3 protein-coding genes (1 of these 3 running past the window's edge) are annotated in these 18,035 nt (G+C 61.9%); all 3 read left to right on the plus strand.

Annotation, left to right across the window (positions count from 1 at the left end):
- Positions 1-14,737, plus strand: the 3' portion of a protein-coding gene (locus tag ACIOWE_RS15645) for a non-ribosomal peptide synthase/polyketide synthase (protein WP_401392964.1). It extends 3,113 nt beyond the left edge of the window; only the last 14,737 of its 17,850 coding nucleotides appear in the window; its start codon lies off the left edge, out of view; its stop codon occupies positions 14,735-14,737.
- Positions 14,738-14,803: 66 nt separating this feature from the next.
- Positions 14,804-15,952, plus strand: a complete 1,149-nt coding sequence (gene macA / locus ACIOWE_RS15650) for a macrolide transporter subunit MacA (protein WP_201237956.1) — start codon at positions 14,804-14,806, stop codon at positions 15,950-15,952.
- A gap of 2 nt (positions 15,953-15,954) precedes the next feature.
- Positions 15,955-17,913, plus strand: a complete 1,959-nt coding sequence (locus ACIOWE_RS15655) for a MacB family efflux pump subunit (protein WP_401392967.1) — start codon at positions 15,955-15,957, stop codon at positions 17,911-17,913.
- The last annotated feature ends 122 nt before the right edge of the window (positions 17,914-18,035 follow it).

The raw sequence follows: 18,035 nt of genomic DNA on the forward strand, positions 1-18,035 counted from the left end.
CGCCAATGGCAAGGTCGACCGCAAGGCGCTGCCGAAGCCTGATCGTGCGGCACTGTTCACCCGCCAATACGAGGCGCCCCACAATGAACTGGAAACAGCGCTGGCGCAGATCTGGGCGCAAGTGCTGCAGGTTGAGCGAGTAGGGCGTCAGGATCACTTTTTCGAACTCGGCGGCCATTCGCTACTGGCGATGCGCATGGTGTCGCAGGTTCGCCAACGTCTCGGGGTAGAGCTGGCGCTGGGCGATCTGTTCGCCAATGCCGAACTGGCGGCGGTCGCCGCAGCGGTGGCGCAAGCCGGGCGTAGCACGCAACCGGAGATTGTGCCGGTGGCCCGTGACGGTGCGTTGCCGCTGTCTTTTGCCCAGCAACGTTTGTGGTTTCTGGCGCAAATGGAAGGTGCCAACACCGCCTACAACATCCCTATCGGTCTGCGCCTGCGTGGCCATCTGAACGAAGAGGCGCTGCAACAAGCGTTGGGGCGCATCGTTGCCCGCCACGAAACCCTGCGCAGCCGTTTTGCCCAGTTCAACGACGAAGCACAGGTATTGATTGCCCCGGTCGACAGCGGTTTGCTGTTGCGCGTCGAAGATCTGCGGCAACACCCGCAACCTGACAAAACCTTGTTGGCGCTGATTCAGGGCGAAGCTTCCGGGCCTTTCGACTTGCAGGACGACCCGCTGATTCGCGGGCGGCTGGTGCGTCTGGCCGATGACCACCATGTGCTGCTGCTGACCCTGCATCACATCATCTCCGATGGCTGGTCGATGGGGATTTTGACCCGTGAACTGATGGCGTTGTATCAGGCGTTCAGCCACGGCCAGCCCGACCCGCTGCCACCGCTGGCGCTGCAATACAGCGATTACGCGGTGTGGCAGCGCCGCTGGCTCAGCGGCGAGGTGTTGCAGCGTCAGAGCGAGTACTGGCAACAAACGTTGGCCGGCGCGCCGGCGCTGTTGATGCTGCCGACCGATCGACCGCGCCCGGCAGAACAGGATTTCGCCGGCAGCACCGTCGATGTGCTGCTCGACGAGCGTTTGAGTGCCGGGCTCAAAGCCCTGTCCCAGCGCCACGGCGTGACGATGTACATGCTGATGATCAGCGCGTGGGCGAGCCTGTTGAGTCGTTTATCCGGTCAGTCCGAAGTGGTCATTGGTTCGCCTGTGGCCAACCGCAGCCGCGTCGAGATCGAAGGGTTGATCGGCATGTTCGTCAACACCCTCGCGCTGCGTATCGACACCTCCGGTGAATTGAGCAGCGAGGCATTGCTGGCGCGGGTCAAGGCGCAAACCCTGGCGGCGCAGGCGCATCAGGATCTGCCGTTCGAGCAAGTGGTGGAAATCACCAAACCGTTGCGCAGCATGGCGCACAGCCCGTTGTTCCAGGTGATGTTCAGTTGGGACAGCGGCCACGGCACCGGCCTGAGCCTGGGCGACCTGACGCTGGAAAGCGTCGCCGAGCCAAGCCATTTTGCCAAATTCGATTTGTCGTTGACCCTCGCGGAGGCCGCCGACGGCATTCGCGGTTCGCTGGAATACGCCATTGCCTTGTTCGATGAGGTGACGATCCAGCGTTATGTCGGTTACTTCCTGCGCTTGCTGCAAGCGATGGTCAGCAACGATCAAGCGGTGCTTGCGCAGGTCGAGCTGTTGGCGGATGAAGAGCGCCAGCATTTGCTGGTTGATCTGAACTCGACCGCAACCGCGGATGATCTTGGGCAGACTGTCCATGGCCGCTTCGAGGCGCAGGTTTTGCGCACGCCAGAAGCTGAGGCCGTGGTGTGCGCCGAGTTGCATTTGAGTTATGGCGAGTTGAACCGCCGCGCCAACCAGCTCGCGCATCACCTGCGCCAATGCGGTGTGGGCAGCGATTCGCGGGTGGCGATCTGCGTCGAGCGCGGGCCGCAACTGCTGGTCGGTTTGCTGGCCATTCTCAAGGCCGGCGGCGCTTATGTGCCGCTGGACCCGGGTTATCCGGCCGAGCGCCTGGCCTACATGCTTGAGGACAGTGCGCCAGCGGCAGTGCTGGTGCATTCGGCGACGCGTTCGCTGATCGGCGAGTCCGCTGCGGTGCTGATCGATTTCGACCATTGCACCTGGCAAAACCTGCCCGAGAGCAATCCGCAGGTGCCAGACCTGAGCGCTGTGAATCTGGCGTATGTGATTTACACATCAGGCTCCACTGGCACCCCGAAAGGCGTGATGGTCGAGCACCGCAACCTGAGCAATCTGCTGCACTGGAGCGCCAGCCTGTGTCCGCTGTCGACCGGCGCTGCGCTGTTGCAGAAAACCCCGTTGAGTTTCGACGCTTCGGTCTGGGAGCTGTTCTGGCCATTGACTACGGGCATGCGTCTGGTGCTCGCCGGCCCCGATGGGCACCGCGATCCGGCGGCTCTGGTGCAGCTCATTCGCGAGCAACAGATCAATGTCATTCAATTTGTGCCGGCGCTGTTGCAGCAGTTTCTCGAAGTCGAGGACGTTGGCGAATGCAGCAGCCTCAGCGATCTGTTCTGTGGTGGCGGTGAGTTGACCGCCGCGTTGGTGCGCAGTGTGCGCGAGCGTCTGCCGCACGTTCGCCTGCATAACGTCTATGGCCCGACTGAGGCCACCGTCGACAGCACAGTGTGGACGCTGGAGCCGAATACGCCGGTACCGGAAGGCGCGCCACCGATCGGCAAACCGTTGTGCAATACCCGCGTGTATATATTTGATGCTCACCAGCAACCCGTGCCCTTCGGTGTCGTCGGCGAGATGTATCTCGGCGGCGTGCAGGTGGCGCGGGGTTATCTGAATCGGCCGGAGTTGAGCGCCGAACGCTTCCTCAATGATCCGTTCAGCGATCAAGCGGACGCGCGCCTGTACCGCACTGGCGACGTTGCGCGATATCTCGCCGACGGCAATATCGAATACCTGGGGCGTAACGACGACCAGGTCAAGATCCGTGGTTTGCGTATCGAACTCGGGGAGATTCAGGCGCATCTGGCGCAGGTCGACGGTGTGCGCGAAGCCGCCGTACTGGCCCGAGAAGACGTGCCGGGCGATCAACGACTGGTGGCGTACTACAGCGGCGAACCGTTGCAGATCGATCAGTTGCGCAGTGAATTGCTCACGCATCTGCCGGAATACATGGTGCCCGCCGTGTTCGTGCATCTGCCAGAATTGCCGCTGAGTCCCAACGGCAAACTGGACCGCAAGGCCTTGCCGGCACCGGACCAGACGGCGCTGTTGAAGCGCGAGTACGAAGCCCCGGTCGGTGAAGTCGAAACAGTGATTGGCGGGCTCTGGGCCGAGCTGTTGAAGGTCGAGCGGGTAGGGCGTCACGACCACTTCTTTGAACTGGGCGGCCATTCGTTGATGGCGGTCAATCTGGTTGCACGCATGCGCCGGGCCGGCCTGTCGGCGGATATCCGCGTGCTGTTCGGCCAACCGACACTGGCGGCGTTGGCCGCAGCCGTGGGCGGAGAACCTGAGGCAACTGTCCCGGCCAATCTCATCCCGCCGAGCTGCACGCGCATCACTCCCGAGTTACTGCCGCTGGTCGCGCTGGATCAGGCGACGATCGACAGAATCGTTGCGAGTGTCCCCGGAGGCGCTCTGAATGTTCAGGATATCTATCCGCTGGCACCGTTGCAGACCGGGATTCTGTTCCATCATCTGTCGACGGCTCAGGGCGATCCATATGTGCTGCAAGCACAGTTTGCCTTCGCCGACGAGCAGCGTTTGCAGGCATTTATCGCGGCTCTGCAGAGTGTGATCGAACGGCATGACATTCTGCGCACATCGCTGTTCTGGGAAGGCCTGGAACAACCGGTGCAAGTGGTCTGGCGTCAGGCTTCTCTGAGCTGTGAGCCGCTGGAAACAGACGCTGATCCGGCTGATGCGCTGAGCCAATTGCGCGCGCGCTTCACCATCGAAAATTACCGCATGCCCGTCACCGAAGCACCGCTGATGCGTGTGGTGTACAGCCGGGATGCAGGCAATCAGCGCGTGGTCGCGTTGCTGTTGTTCCATCATCTAGTGATGGATCACGTCGCCCTGGAAGTGCTGCAACACGAGATGCAGGCGTTTCTGCTTGGCCAGCCGCAGCGTCTGAGCGAGCCGGTGCCGTACCGCAATTACGTGGCGCACACCCGTTCCGGGTTGAGCGAGCAGGATCACCAGGACTTCTTCCGCGAGATGCTCGGCGACATCGATGAACCGACCCTGCCGTACGGCCAGAACCTGGCGGATGGCGGGCCTGCGCAAGAGGCGCAGCTGACGCTGGAGAGCAAGCTCAGTCACAGCGTACGTCAGCAGGCACGGCGCCTGGGTATCAGCGCCGCGAGCCTCATGCACCTGGCCTGGGCGCAAGTTTTGGGCCAGTTGTCCGGGCGTGAGCAAGTGGTATTCGGTACGGTTCTGCTCGGCAGATTGCAGGGCGGTGAAGGATCAGAGCGAGCGCTGGGTGTGTTCATCAACACCTTGCCGCTGTGCATCGAATTGAACGCGCACAGCGTCAAAGGCGCGGCACTGGCAACCCATGAACGCTTGAGTCAGTTACTGGCCCATGAACATGCGCAATTGGCGCAGGTACAACAGTGCAGCGCGATGCCGTCGGGCACGCCGCTGTTCAGCACATTGCTCAACTATCGTCACAGCGCACCGGTCGGGCCGATATCCGCCGAGGTGCAAGCCGCGTGGCACGGCATGCAATTGCTTGCGGCCGAAGAGCACAGCAATTATCGCCTGACGCTCAGCGTTGACGATCTCGGCGAAGATTTCAGCTTGAAGGTGTTGGCCGGTGCCGGCATCGATGCACAGCGGATCTGCGGATACATGCACGCTGCGTTGCACACCTTGCTCGAGGCGCTGGAACATACGCCGCACGCAGGTTTCGATCGCCTTTCAGTGATGCCTGCCGCAGAACGTCATCAGTTACTGGTCGAGTTCAATGCAACCGAGCATGAATACCCGCAATCGCTGACGGTGCACGGCCTGTTTGAGCGCCAGGTCGTAGCGCAAGCTCATGCCGTGGCAGCGGTGCAGGGTGAGCAATCGTTGACTTACTTAGAGCTGAATACCCGGGCCAACCAGTTGGCCCATCACCTGATTGCCCAAGGTGTGCAACCGGGCAGCCATGTGGCAATCCTGATGCCACGCTCGCTGGACCTGCTGGTCGCGCAACTGGCGATTGCCAAGTGCGCGGCAGCCTACGTGCCGCTGGACATCAACGCGCCGAGCGAGCGTCAGGCGTTCATGGTTGAAGACTGCCAGGCCGTGGCACTGCTGACGCTGAGCCGCGAAGTGATCGACTACACGGCATCGCGCATTGACCTGGACAGGCTGACGCTCAGCGGACAGCCGACGCATAACCCGAATCTGCTGCAATCCTCGGAATCGCTGGCGTACATCATGTACACCTCCGGCTCCACCGGCACGCCGAAAGGCGTGATGGTGCCGCACCGTGGCATCGGCCGCTTGGTGATCAACAACGGTTACGCCGATTTCAATCCGCAGGACCGCGTGGTGTTTGCCTCGAACCCGGCGTTCGACGCCAGCACCATGGATATCTGGGGGCCGTTGTTGAATGGCGGGCGAGTGGTGGTCATCGACCATGAAACCCTGCTCGATCCGAATGCTTTCGGCCGAGAACTGAGCAGCTCCGGGGCGACGATCCTGTTCGTCACCACCGCGCTGTTCAACCAGTACGTGCAACTGATTCCGCAGGCGCTCAAAGGCTTGCGCATTCTGCTGTGCGGCGGTGAGCGCGGCGATCCGTCTGCGTTCCGCCGACTGCTGGCCGAGGCACCAGAGTTGCGCATCGTGCATTGCTACGGCCCGACCGAAACCACCACCTACGCCACGACCTTCGAAGTACACGAAGTGGCCGAAAACGCTGAAAGCGTGTCGATTGGCGGACCGATTTCCAACACACAGGTTTATGTCCTCGACGCCCATCAGCAACCGGTGCCAATGGGCGTGACCGGCGAGCTGTACATCGGCGGCCAGGGCGTAGCGCTGGGCTATCTGAATCGGCCTGACCTGACCGCGGAGAAATTCCTTCTCGATCCGTTCAGCGACAAACCCGGTGCGTTGCTCTATCGCACCGGCGACCTTGCGCGCTGGCTGGCGCCGGGGCAACTCGACTGCATCGGGCGCAATGACGATCAGGTGAAAATCCGCGGTTTCCGCATCGAACTGGGCGAAATCGAAACGCGTCTGCTGAACTGCCCGGGCATCAAGGAAGCGGTGGTGCTGGCGCGCCGCGACGGCCAGGAAACCACGCGTCTGGTGGCGTATTACACGGTCACCGGTGAGACTCTCGACAGCGCTGATTTGCACGCTCAGTTGCAAGCGCGACTGCCGGAATACATGGTGCCAACGGCGTGGGTGCAGCTCGATGTGCTGCCGCTGAACAACAATGGCAAGGTTGATCGTAAAGCCTTACCCAAACCTGATGAGGCTGCGTTGCTTAGCCGAGAGTACACAGCGCCGCAAGGCGATTTGGAAAGTGTCCTGGCGCAAATCTGGATCGACGTGCTGCAGGTCGAGCAGGTCGGTCGTCACGATCACTTCTTCGAACTGGGCGGCCATTCGTTGCTGGCGATGCGCATGGTCTCGCTGGTACGGCAGCGCCTCGGTGTCGAGCTGGCGCTGAGCGATCTGTTTGCCGACGCGCAACTGTACGCCGTGGCTGCGACGCTGAATCGCGCCGGACGCAGCACGTTGCCGGAAATCCTCCCGGCGCCCCGTGATGAAGCGTTGCCAATGTCTTTCGCCCAGCAACGCCTGTGGTTTTTGGCGCAGATGCAGGGTGGCAACTCGGCGTACAACATTCCCATCGGCCTGCGTCTGCGCGGCCGTCTCGACGCTGATGCGCTGCAACGGGCGCTGACGCGGATCGTTGCTCGTCACGAAACCTTGCGCAGCCGTTTTGTCAGCATCGACGACACCGCGCAGGTGTCGATTGCGCCGGTCGGCAGCGATTTGCTGCTGCGTGTTGAAGACCTGCGCCAACACCCGCAGGCCGAACCTGCCTTGCAGACATTGATGACGCAGGAAGCCTCGGCCGCATTCGATCTGCAAACCGATGCGCTGATTCGCGGACGGCTGGTGCGTCTGGCCGACGATCACCATGTGCTGCTGGTGACCGTGCATCACATTGTCGCCGACGGCTGGTCGATGGGCGTATTGACCCGCGAACTGATGGCGTTGTATCAGGCGTTCAGCCATGGCGAGCAAGATCCATTGCCAGCGCTGACCTTGCAATACGGCGACTACGCCGTGTGGCAACGGCGCTGGCTCAGCGGTGAAGTGCTGCAGCGGCAAAGCGATTACTGGCAGCAAACCCTCGACGGCGCGCCGGCGCTGTTGACCCTGCCGACCGATCGGCCGCGTCCAGCGCAACAGGATTACACCGGCGGCAACGTCGAAGTGCTGTTGGACGAGCGCTTGAGTGCGGGACTCAAGGCCTTGAGTCAACGTCATGGCGTGACCCTGTTCATGACCATGACCAGTGCCTGGGCGCTGTTGATGAGTCGTCTTTCCGGGCAAGCCGACGTAGTGATCGGTTCGCCGGTGGCCAACCGTACCCGTGCCGAGATCGAAGGGCTGATCGGCATGTTCGTCAACACTCTGGCATTGCGCATCGACACCTCGGGCGAGCCAAGCGTCGAAGCGTTGCTGGCGCTGGTCAAGGCGCGGACTCTGCAAGCTCAGGCGCATCAGGACCTGCCGTTCGAGCAGGTGGTGGAAATCGTCAGACCGGTGCGCAGCCTGGCGCACAGCCCGTTGTTCCAGACCACGTTGAGCTGGGACAGCAGCGTCGGGCCGCAACTGGTGTTGGCGGACCTGACTCTGGAAGGCGTGACCGGGGAGGGCGATGTCGCCAAGTTCGACCTGACGCTGACGCTGGGCGAAGTCAACGGGGAGATTCGCGGATCGCTGGTGTATGCCACGGCGCTGTTCGACGAGTCGACGATCCAGCGCTATGTCGGCTACTTCCAGCGGCTGCTGGAAGCGATGGTCGGCGACGATCAAACCGTGCTGGAGCAGGTGCAGCTGCTGGCGCCGGATGAGCGTCAACGGCTGTTGACGGACTTCAATGCCACGGCGCGTGAATATCCGCAGACGCTGACCGTGCACGGGATTTTCCAGCAGCAGGTCGCGGCGCATCCGAAGGCTGTAGCGGCGGTCCATGGTACGCACTCGCTGAGCTACTTTGAGCTGAACGCTCAGGCCAATCGGCTGGCCCATCACCTGATCGGCCAAGGCGTGCAACCGGGTGATCACGTGGCGATCCTGTTGCCACGCTCGCTGGAATTGCTGGTCGCGCAAATTGCCATTGCCAAGTGCGCGGCGGCCTATGTGCCGCTGGACATCAACGCGCCGAGCGAGCGTCAGGCGTTCATGGTCGAAGATTGTCAGGCGGTGGCATTGCTGACGCTGAGCAGCGAAGTCATCGACTACACGGCATCGCGCATTGACCTGGACAGGCTGAAACTCAGCGGACAGCCGACGCATAACCCGAATCTGCTGCAATCCTCGGAATCGCTGGCGTACATCATGTACACCTCCGGCTCCACCGGCACGCCGAAAGGTGTGATGGTGCCGCACCGTGGCATCGGCCGCTTGGTGATCAACAACGGTTACGCCGATTTCAACCCGCAGGATCGCGTGGTGTTCGCCTCGAACCCGGCGTTCGACGCCAGCACCATGGACATCTGGGGGCCGTTGCTCAACGGCGGGCGAGTGGTGGTCATCGACCATGAAACCTTGCTCGATCCCAATGCTTTCGGCCAAGAACTGAGCAGCTCCGGGGCGACGATCCTGTTTGTCACCACGGCGTTGTTCAACCAGTACGTGCAACTGATTCCGCGGGCGCTCAAAGGCTTGCGCGTTCTGTTGTGCGGCGGTGAGCGCGGCGATCCGTCTGCGTTCCGCCGACTGCTGGCCGAGGCACCAGAGTTGAGCATCGTGCATTGCTACGGCCCGACCGAAACCACCACTTACGCCACGACCTTCGAAGTACACGAAGTGGCCGAAAACGCCGAAAACGTGTCGATTGGCGGGCCGATTTCCAACACGCAGGTGTATGTCCTCGACGCCCATCAGCAACCGGTGCCAATGGGCGTGACCGGCGAGTTGTACATCGGCGGCCAGGGTGTGGCGCTGGGCTATTTGAACCGGCCGGACCTGACCGCAGAGAAATTCCTTCGCGACCCGTTCAGTGACAAACCCGACGCGTTGCTCTATCGCACCGGCGACCTCGCGCGCTGGCTGGCGCCGGGGCAACTCGACTGCATCGGGCGCAATGACGATCAGGTGAAAATCCGCGGTTTCCGCATCGAACTGGGCGAAATCGAAACGCGTCTGCTGAACTGCCCGGGCATCAAGGAAGCGGTGGTGCTGGCGCGCCGCGACGGCCAGGAAACCACGCGTCTGGTGGCGTATTACACGGTCACCGGTGAGACTCTCGACAGCGCTGATTTGCACGCTCAGTTGCAAGCGCGACTGCCGGAATACATGGTGCCGACGGCGTGGGTGCAGCTCGATGTGCTGCCGCTGAACAACAATGGCAAGGTTGACCGCAAGGCGCTGCCGGCTCCAACGCAGGAGGCAATGCTCAGCCGCGCTTACGAGGCACCGGCCACTCCGCTGGAAGCACGCCTTGCCGACGTCTGGGCTGAAGTGTTGCAGGTCGCGCAGGTCGGTCGTCACGACAACTTCTTCGAACTCGGCGGCCACTCGTTATTGGCGATGCGCATGCTCTCCCAGGTACGTCAGCAGATGGGCGTGGAACTGGCGTTGGCCGATCTGTTCGCCAATCCGCAACTGGCTGCCGTCGCCGAAGTCCTCAGTCGGGCAGGCCGCAGCACGCTACCGGACATTCTGCCGGCACCGCGTGATCAAGTGCTGCCGCTGTCGTTTGCCCAGCAACGCCTGTGGTTCCTCGCACAGATGGGCGGCGGCAGCTCGGCTTACAACATTCCGATCGGTCTGCGTCTGCGCGGGCGCCTTGACGAAGACGCCTTGCAAAGGGCGTTGGCGCGAATCGTCGCCCGACATGAAACCCTGCGCAGCCGTTTCACCCCGCACGACGATCAGGCGCAAGTATTGTTTGTGCCGGTCGACACCGGTCTGCTGCTGCAAGTCGCAGATCTGCGTGAGCATCCGCAAGCCGATGAGGCTTTGCAGCAACTGAGCGAAGCCGAAGCGTGCGCACCGTTCAACCTGGAACATGATCCGCTGGTCCGCGGCCGACTGGTGCGTCTGGCCGACGATCACCATGTGCTGTTACTGACAATGCACCACATCATCTCCGACGGCTGGTCGATGGGGGTGCTGACCCGCGAGCTGATGGCGCTGTATCAAGCGTTCAGCCAGGGTGAAACCGATCCGCTGCCACCGCTGGCTCTGCAATACACCGACTACGCGGTGTGGCAGCGCCGCTGGCTCAGCGGTGAAGTGTTGCAGCGTCAATCTGATTACTGGCAACAGAACCTCGCCGGCGCTCCGGCATTGTTGAGCCTGCCGACCGACCGTCCGCGTCCGGCGCAGCAGGACTATAGCGGCGCCAGTGTCGAAGTGCTGCTGGACGAACAGACCAGCGCCGGCCTCAAGACGCTTTGCCAGCGCCGCGCCGTGACGCCGTACATGGTGATCATGAGTGCGTGGGCGATATTGCTCGCGCGCTTGTCCGGCCAGGACGACGTGGTCATCGGTTCGCCGGTTGCCAACCGAACCCGCGCCGAAATCGAAGGTTTGATTGGCATGTTCGTCAACACCCTAGCGCTGCGCATCGACACGTCGGGCGAGCTGAGCGGTGAGGCGCTGCTGGCGCGAGTCAAGGCGCAGACCCTGCAAGCCCAGGCGCATCAGGATTTGCCGTTCGAACAGGTGGTGGAAATCACCAGGCCGGTGCGTAGCCTGTCGCACAGCGCGTTGTTCCAGACGCTGTTGAGCTGGAACAACAACGACGGCCCAAGCCTGACCCTCGGCGACATGACGCTCGAAGGCGTCGCCAGCCCGAGCCGCTTTGTGAAATTCGACCTGTCGTTGACCCTCGGCGACTATCCGGGCGGGATTCGCGGTGCGCTGAACTACGCCACGGCGCTGTTCGACGAGTCGACTATCCAGCGCTTTGTCGGGTACTTCCAGCGACTGCTGGCGGCGCTGGTCAGCGATGATCAAGCGGTACTGGAACACCTGCCGTTGCCGGCACCGGAGGAGCTTCAGCGATTGCTGGTCGAGTACAACGCGACCGAAGCCGATTGCCCGCTGGAGCAGCCGCTTCAGGCCTTGTTCGAAGCGCAGGTACGGCGTAAACCGGAAGCTGTTGCCGTGCAATCCGAACAAGGCTCCCTGACTTATCAAGCGCTCAATGCGCGCGCCAACCGACTGGCTCATCATCTGCGCGAAATCGGTGTACAGCCGGACACGCGCGTGGCGATCTGCGTCGAGCGCGGACTGGATCTGGTGATCGGTCTGCTCGCCATTCTCAAGGCGGGCGGGGCGTATGTACCGCTGGATCCGGGTTATCCGGCGGAGCGTCTGGCCTACATGCTCAAGGACAGCGCACCGGTGGCCGTGCTGGTGCAGTCGGCAACCCGCTCGTTGTTCACAGCGTCTGCGGTTGCGCTGATCGACCTTGATTGCAGCATCTGGCAGAACCAGTTCGAATACGATCCGCAAGTGCCAGGTCTGAGTGCATCCAGTCTTGCCTATATGATCTACACCTCAGGCTCCACCGGTCTGCCCAAAGGCGTGATGATCGAACATCGCAGCGCCTGCAACATGGTGCACTGGGGCTCGCAGATCAGTGCGCCCACCGAACACGGTGCGCTGCTGCAAAAAGCGCCGTTCAGTTTCGACAGCTCGGTGTGGGAGATCTTCTGGCCGCTGTGTTCCGGCCTGCGTCTGGTGCTGGCACGACCTGACGGCAACCGCGATTCGGCTTATGTGGTGCAGACGATTCGCGAGCATCAGGTCAGTGTGGTCAAGTTTGTTCCTGCATTGCTCCAGCATTTCATCGAACAGGACGACGTCGAGCAGTGCACCAGCCTCACCGATGTACTCAACGGGGGTGGCGAACTCAGTGCGGCGCTGGTTCGCCAAGTGCGTCAGCGCCTGCCGTGGGTGCGTTTGCATAATGTCTACGGGCCGACCGAAACCACCGTCGACAGCAGCGGCTGGACGCTGGAGCCGGGTAGTCCGATACCGGACAGCGTGGTGCCGATCGGCAAGGCGCTGAGCAACACTCGCTTGTACGTCCTCGATGCCCACGATCAGCCAGTACCACTGGGCGTCAGTGGTCAGTTGCACATCGGTGGCGTTGGTGTCGCGCGTGGCTATCACGGACTGCCCGACATGCAGGCCGAGCGCTTCATCGACAGCCCGTTTGTGCCGGGTGACCGGCTGTACCGCACCGGCGATCTGGTGCGCTACAACAACGACGGCGACCTCGAATTCCTCGGCCGCAACGACTTTCAGATCAAGTTGCGTGGCTTGCGCCTGGAGCCGGGAGAAATCGAAGCGCGGTTGATCGAACACCCGGCGATCCGCGAAGCGGTGGTCATGGTGCGCGACGAGCGCCTGGTCGCCTGGTACACCCTGCGTGCCGACGTTGCCGCGCCGGATCTGGAGGTGTTGCGCGCCCATGTGCTGCAGCGTTTGCCGGAATACATGGTGCCGGGGGCTTTTGTGTTGCTTGACGCTCTGCCGCTGACGCCCAATGACAAGGTTGATCGCAAAGCGCTGCCTGAACCGGGTGTGGAAGCGCTCATCAACCGTCCTTACGTGGCGCCGCAAGGCGCAGTCGAAACGGCGTTGGCGCAGATCTGGGCCGAAGTGCTGGGCATCGAGCAAGTCGGGCGTCACGACAACTTCTTCGAGTTGGGCGGGCATTCGCTGTTGGCGGTGCGTCTGGTCAATCTGATGCAGCGAGCAGGGTTGCCAGTGTCGCTGGCGCAGTTGTTCCAGCACCCGAGCGTCGAGTCCGCCGCTGCGCTCCTCAAGCAGGACCGCGACGCTGCCGGACAGCCCGACGGACTGGTCGTGGTGCGCGCCGGGGATCACGGCACGCCGTTGTTTCTGATGCACGAGTTCAGCGGTCGCGACGTGTATTTTCCGGCATTGGCCATGCACATCGATGGAGCGTTCCCGATTTATGGTTTGCCTGGTGTGCCACTCGGCCAGCCGCAACTGCGTACGATCGAGTGCATGGCCCGGCGTATGGTCGAGATCATCCGTTCGGTGCAGCCGCACGGGCCGTATCGTCTGGCGGGATGGTCATTCGGCGGGGTGTTGGCCCTTGAGGTTGGCCAGCAATTGCTTGGTCTTGATGAGCCGGTTGATTTCATCGGCATGCTCGACAGCTATGCGCCCAACCCACTGGCTCAGAACAAGGCGATGTGGAGCGGTGAAGGGTTGGACAAGCGTCAGTTGCTGGGCCATTGCCGGGGTCGTTCGATGATGCTCGGGGCAGAGGGGCAAACCGCGTTGGCGCGTGTGCAGGCGCTGGAGGCTGAAGTCGGGCAACTGGATTTCAATGAGCTGTTCCGGCGTTGCCTGGCGCAGCAACTGACTGATCCGGAACTGTCGACCGTCAGCGCCGCAGATGCCAGGTACTACTTCGAGCGCGAAGCCGCGCACCGGCTGGCATTGGCGCATTACCGGGTCAGCCCGGCCAGCCAGACAATCCATCTGTTCCGCGCTCGGGAATTGATGGACGGGCAATCGATGCCGAGTCCGACACGCGGATGGGAAGAACGTTTTGCCAGCGAATGGCTGCACTGTATCGATATCCCGGGCGATCACCGCACGATGATGAAAAACCCGCACATCCAGGCCCTCGGACATGCCATCAGCCAGGCGCTGGAAGCTGTCGTGGCGCCAGAGCCTGAGCTGTATCAGCCAATGCTGACCATCCAGACCGGGCACGTCGGGCATGCGCCGATCTTTTGTGTGCCGGGGGCAGGGGACAGCGTGACCGGGTTCATTCACCTGACCGAGGCGCTGGGTCCGGAATGGCCGATCATCGGTCTGCAACCGCGAGGTCTGGATGGCAGCAGTGTGCCGCACAGTCAGGTGGAGGCGGCTGCCGCGTTTTATCTGCAGGCAATTAAGCAGGTTTATCCGCAAGGACCGGTGCACCTGATCGGCCACTCGTTCGGCGGTTGGGTCGCTCACGCCATGGCGGCGCAGTTGCAGGCTGCCGGGCGTGAAGTGGCGTCGTTGACGTTGATCGACAGTGAGGCGCCCGGCGGCGACGGCACGGCCGGTAAACCGTATACGGCGACTGCTGCGCTGGAGCGTCTGATCGAAACGCTGCAGTTGTCCAGCGGCAAATCTCTGGGTATTGATCCGCTGACCTTTGCCGATGCCGATGACACGACGCAGATGCGTCTTCTGCATGCCGGCATGGTGCACGCCGGTGTGCTCTCGGAAAAGGCAGCGGCGGACGCCATGCACGGCCCGGTGCGGACCTTCGCCACGGCGTTGCGCACGGTCTATCAACCGACACTCGCCTATCACGGGCCGGTCAGGTTGGTGTTGGTCGATGACCCGACGCTGGACGCCTGGGGCAATCAGCGTGAGCAGGCCGCGATCCTGGAAGGCTGGCAGCGTCAGGTCAACGACTTGGCGGTGTGGTACGGGCCAGGCAACCACTTCACGATTCTCAAGGCGCCCAACGTCTTCAGTCTCGCGGCGTGGTGGCATGACGGCCTGTCGGTGCCGGTCAACGAAACGCTGTCCTGAATGTTGTTTCTCTACCTGAGCCCGGCCGCTGGCCGGGCCCACTCCTGAACGGACTTGTGGTCATTTATGGAAAAGTCGAAGTTGCGCAAAGTCGGTATGGGATTGGCGTTGGCCGCGGTGGCCGGATTGGTGTTCTACACGGTGCAGGCTCCGGCCGAGGCACCGCAATACCTGACCGCCACGGTCGAACGCAGTGATATCGAAAACGCGGTGCTGGCCACCGGGTTGCTCGAAGGCATCAAGCAAGTGGACGTTGGCGCACAAGTGTCCGGCCAGTTGAAGTCGCTCAAGGTCAAGGTCGGCGACAAAGTGAAGAAGGGCCAGTGGCTGGCGGAAATCGATCCGCTGGTGTTGCAGAACACCTTGCGTCAGGCCCAGGTCGATGAGGAAAACCTGCAAGCGCAAAAGCGCGCCACGCAGGCGCAACTCAAGCAGACCAAGGCGATTTACGAACGCTATAAAAACCTGCAGGACGATGCGTCGATCTCACGTCAGGATTTCGAAACCGCACAGTCGGACTACGAAGTACAGCAGGCCAATCTGTTGTCGCTGGACGCGCAGATCAAGAGTGCGCACATCCAGATCGACACCGCCAAGGTCAACCTGGCGTATACGCGGATCGTCGCGCCGATTGATGGCGACGTGGTCGGCATCGTCACCCAGGAAGGTCAGACTGTGATCGCTAACCAGTTGGCGCCGATCCTGCTGAAACTGGCGGACCTGGACACCATGACAGTCAAGGCCCAAGTCTCCGAGGCCGATGTGATTCACATCGCCCCGGGGCAGGAGGTGTATTTCACCATTCTCGGCGAGGACAAGCGCTATTACGGCAAGCTGCGCGGCACCGAACCGGCGCCGCAGAACTTCCTGGAAGCGCCGCCCGCCGGCACCCCCAAGCAAAACTCGGCGGTGTTCTATAACGCGTTGTTCGAGGTGCCCAACCTCGACCATCGCTTGCGCATTTCGATGACTGCGCAAGTGCGCATCGTCCTCGACACGGCCAAGTCAGTGCTGACCGTGCCGGTGGCGGCGCTCGGGCCGCGCAATGCCGATGGCAGTTTTCCGGTACGGGTGCTGGACGCCAAGGGTCATGCGCAGTCACGCAACGTGCAGACCGGGATCAACAACAACGTCAAGGTGCAGGTCAATGACGGCTTGGCCGAGGGCGATCGCGTGGTGATCGGTGATCCAGTGACCAACGTGGCAGGGGCTTGAACATGACCCAACCGCTGCTGCAACTCACGGGCATCACCCGCAGTTTTACCGCCGGTGACCGCGAATTTCTCGCGCTGAAAAACATCAACCTGACGATCAATACCGGGGAAATGGTGGCGATCATCGGCGCCTCGGGCTCGGGTAAATCGACGCTGATGAACATTCTTGGCTGCCTCGATTACGCCACGGCCGGCAGCTACAAAATCAACGGCCAGGAGACGCGCGATCTGGACAATCAGGCGCTGGCCGAGCTGCGCCGCGATTACTTCGGCTTCATCTTCCAGCGTTACCATTTGCTGCCGCACCTGAGCGCCATGCACAACGTCGAAATGCCAGCGATCTACGCAGGTATTCCACAACTGCAGCGTCATGCCCGAGCCCGTGAGTTATTGGCGCGACTGGGCTTGCAGGAACACTTGAGCCACCGGCCGAGCCAACTGTCGGGCGGGCAGCAACAGCGAGTGAGTATCGCCCGCGCCTTGATGAACGGCGGCGAAGTGATTCTCGCCGATGAACCGACCGGCGCGCTCGATACCGCCAGCGGCAAGGAAGTGATGCGCATCCTGCTGGAACTGCACGCGGCCGGGCACACGGTGATTCTGGTAACCCACGACCCGAAAGTCGCGGCCAACGCCGAGCGCATCATCGAGGTCAGTGACGGCGAAATCCTCAGCGATCGCAGCAACGTGCGTGACACCACACAATTGCCGGACGAAGACACGGTGACACCCAAAGCCACGGCTTCACGGCGTCTGGTCGCCAGCCTCGGCTTGTTCAAAGAGGCGTTCAGCATGGCCTGGGTCGCGCTGATCTCGCACCGCATGCGCACGTTGCTGACCATGCTCGGGATCGTCATCGGCATCACTTCGGTGGTGTCGATCTCGGCGGTGGGCGAGGGCGCCAAGCGCTACGTACTGAAGGACATCGCGGCCATCGGCAGCAATACCATCGATATCTATCCCGGCACCAGCTACGGCGACAAGCGCGCAGCCGCCATCGAAACCCTGTTGCCCGCCGACGTCACGGCTCTCAATCAGTTGTATTACGTCGACAGTGCCACGCCGATGATCGGTCGCAGTCTGTTGCTGCGTTATCGCAATATCGATCTGGACGCGCAGGTCAATGGCGTCAGTCATCAATACTTCCAGGTACGCGGGATCAAAATGGCCGAGGGCATCCCGTTCAGCGAAAGCGATGCGCGGCGCCAGGCGCAAGTGGTGGTGATTGATCACAACACCCGTCAGCGCTTGTTCGGTGCCGGTGTCGACCCGTTGGGACAAGTGATCCTGATCGGCAATCTGCCGTGCACAGTGATCGGCGTGGCGGCGGAGAACAAAAACCTCTTCGCCTCGGGCAAGACCCTTAATGTCTGGGTGCCCTATGAAACTGCAGCCGGGCGGGTACTGGGCCAGCGTTATCTGGACAGCATCAGCGTGCGCATGAAGGACGGTCAGCCGAGCAAAGTCGTCGAAGAACATGTCACGCAGTTGTTGCTGCAACGTCATGGCATCAAGGATTTCTTTACCAACAATCTCGACAGCGTCTTGCAGACCGTGCAGAAAACCAGCCGCTCGCTGGCGTTGCTGCTGTCGTTGATCGCGGTCATTTCGCTGGTGGTCGGTGGGATCGGGGTGATGAACATCATGCTGGTGTCGGTGACCGAGCGTACCCGCGAGATCGGCATCCGCATGGCGGTCGGCGCGCGGCAATCGGACATTCGCCAGCAGTTTCTGGTGGAGGCGGTGATGGTCTGTCTTTTAGGCGGGGCGATCGGGATTACGTTGTCCTACGCCATCGGCCACCTGTTTTCGGTGTTTATCAAAGAGTGGGAAATGGTCTTCTCGCTGACGTCGGTGCTGACGGCGGTGGTCTGCTCGACGCTGATCGGCATCGTGTTTGGCTTCGTGCCGGCAAGAAATGCCTCGCGACTAGACCCGATCGAGGCGTTGGCCCGGGATTGAAAACGGCCCTCACCCTAACCCTCTCCCAGTGTATGTACCGGAGACATGGTGGACACATGTTCGGAGACATGGTGGACGGTTTTAGATCTTCTTACCTGCCGTCACGATCTGCAAGTTCAAGT

Origin of the sequence: Pseudomonas sp. NPDC087598, from assembly GCF_044743525.1 — a bacterium.
GTDB lineage: Bacteria > Pseudomonadota > Gammaproteobacteria > Pseudomonadales > Pseudomonadaceae > Aquipseudomonas.

Excerpts from the sequence above, each read along its gene's own strand:
- macA (WP_201237956.1), top strand. The coding sequence starts at position 14,804 with ATGGAAAAGTCGAAGTTGCGCAAAGTCGGTATGGGATTGGCGTTGGCC.
- ACIOWE_RS15655 (WP_401392967.1), top strand. The coding sequence starts at position 15,955 with ATGACCCAACCGCTGCTGCAACTCACGGGCATCACCCGCAGTTTTACC.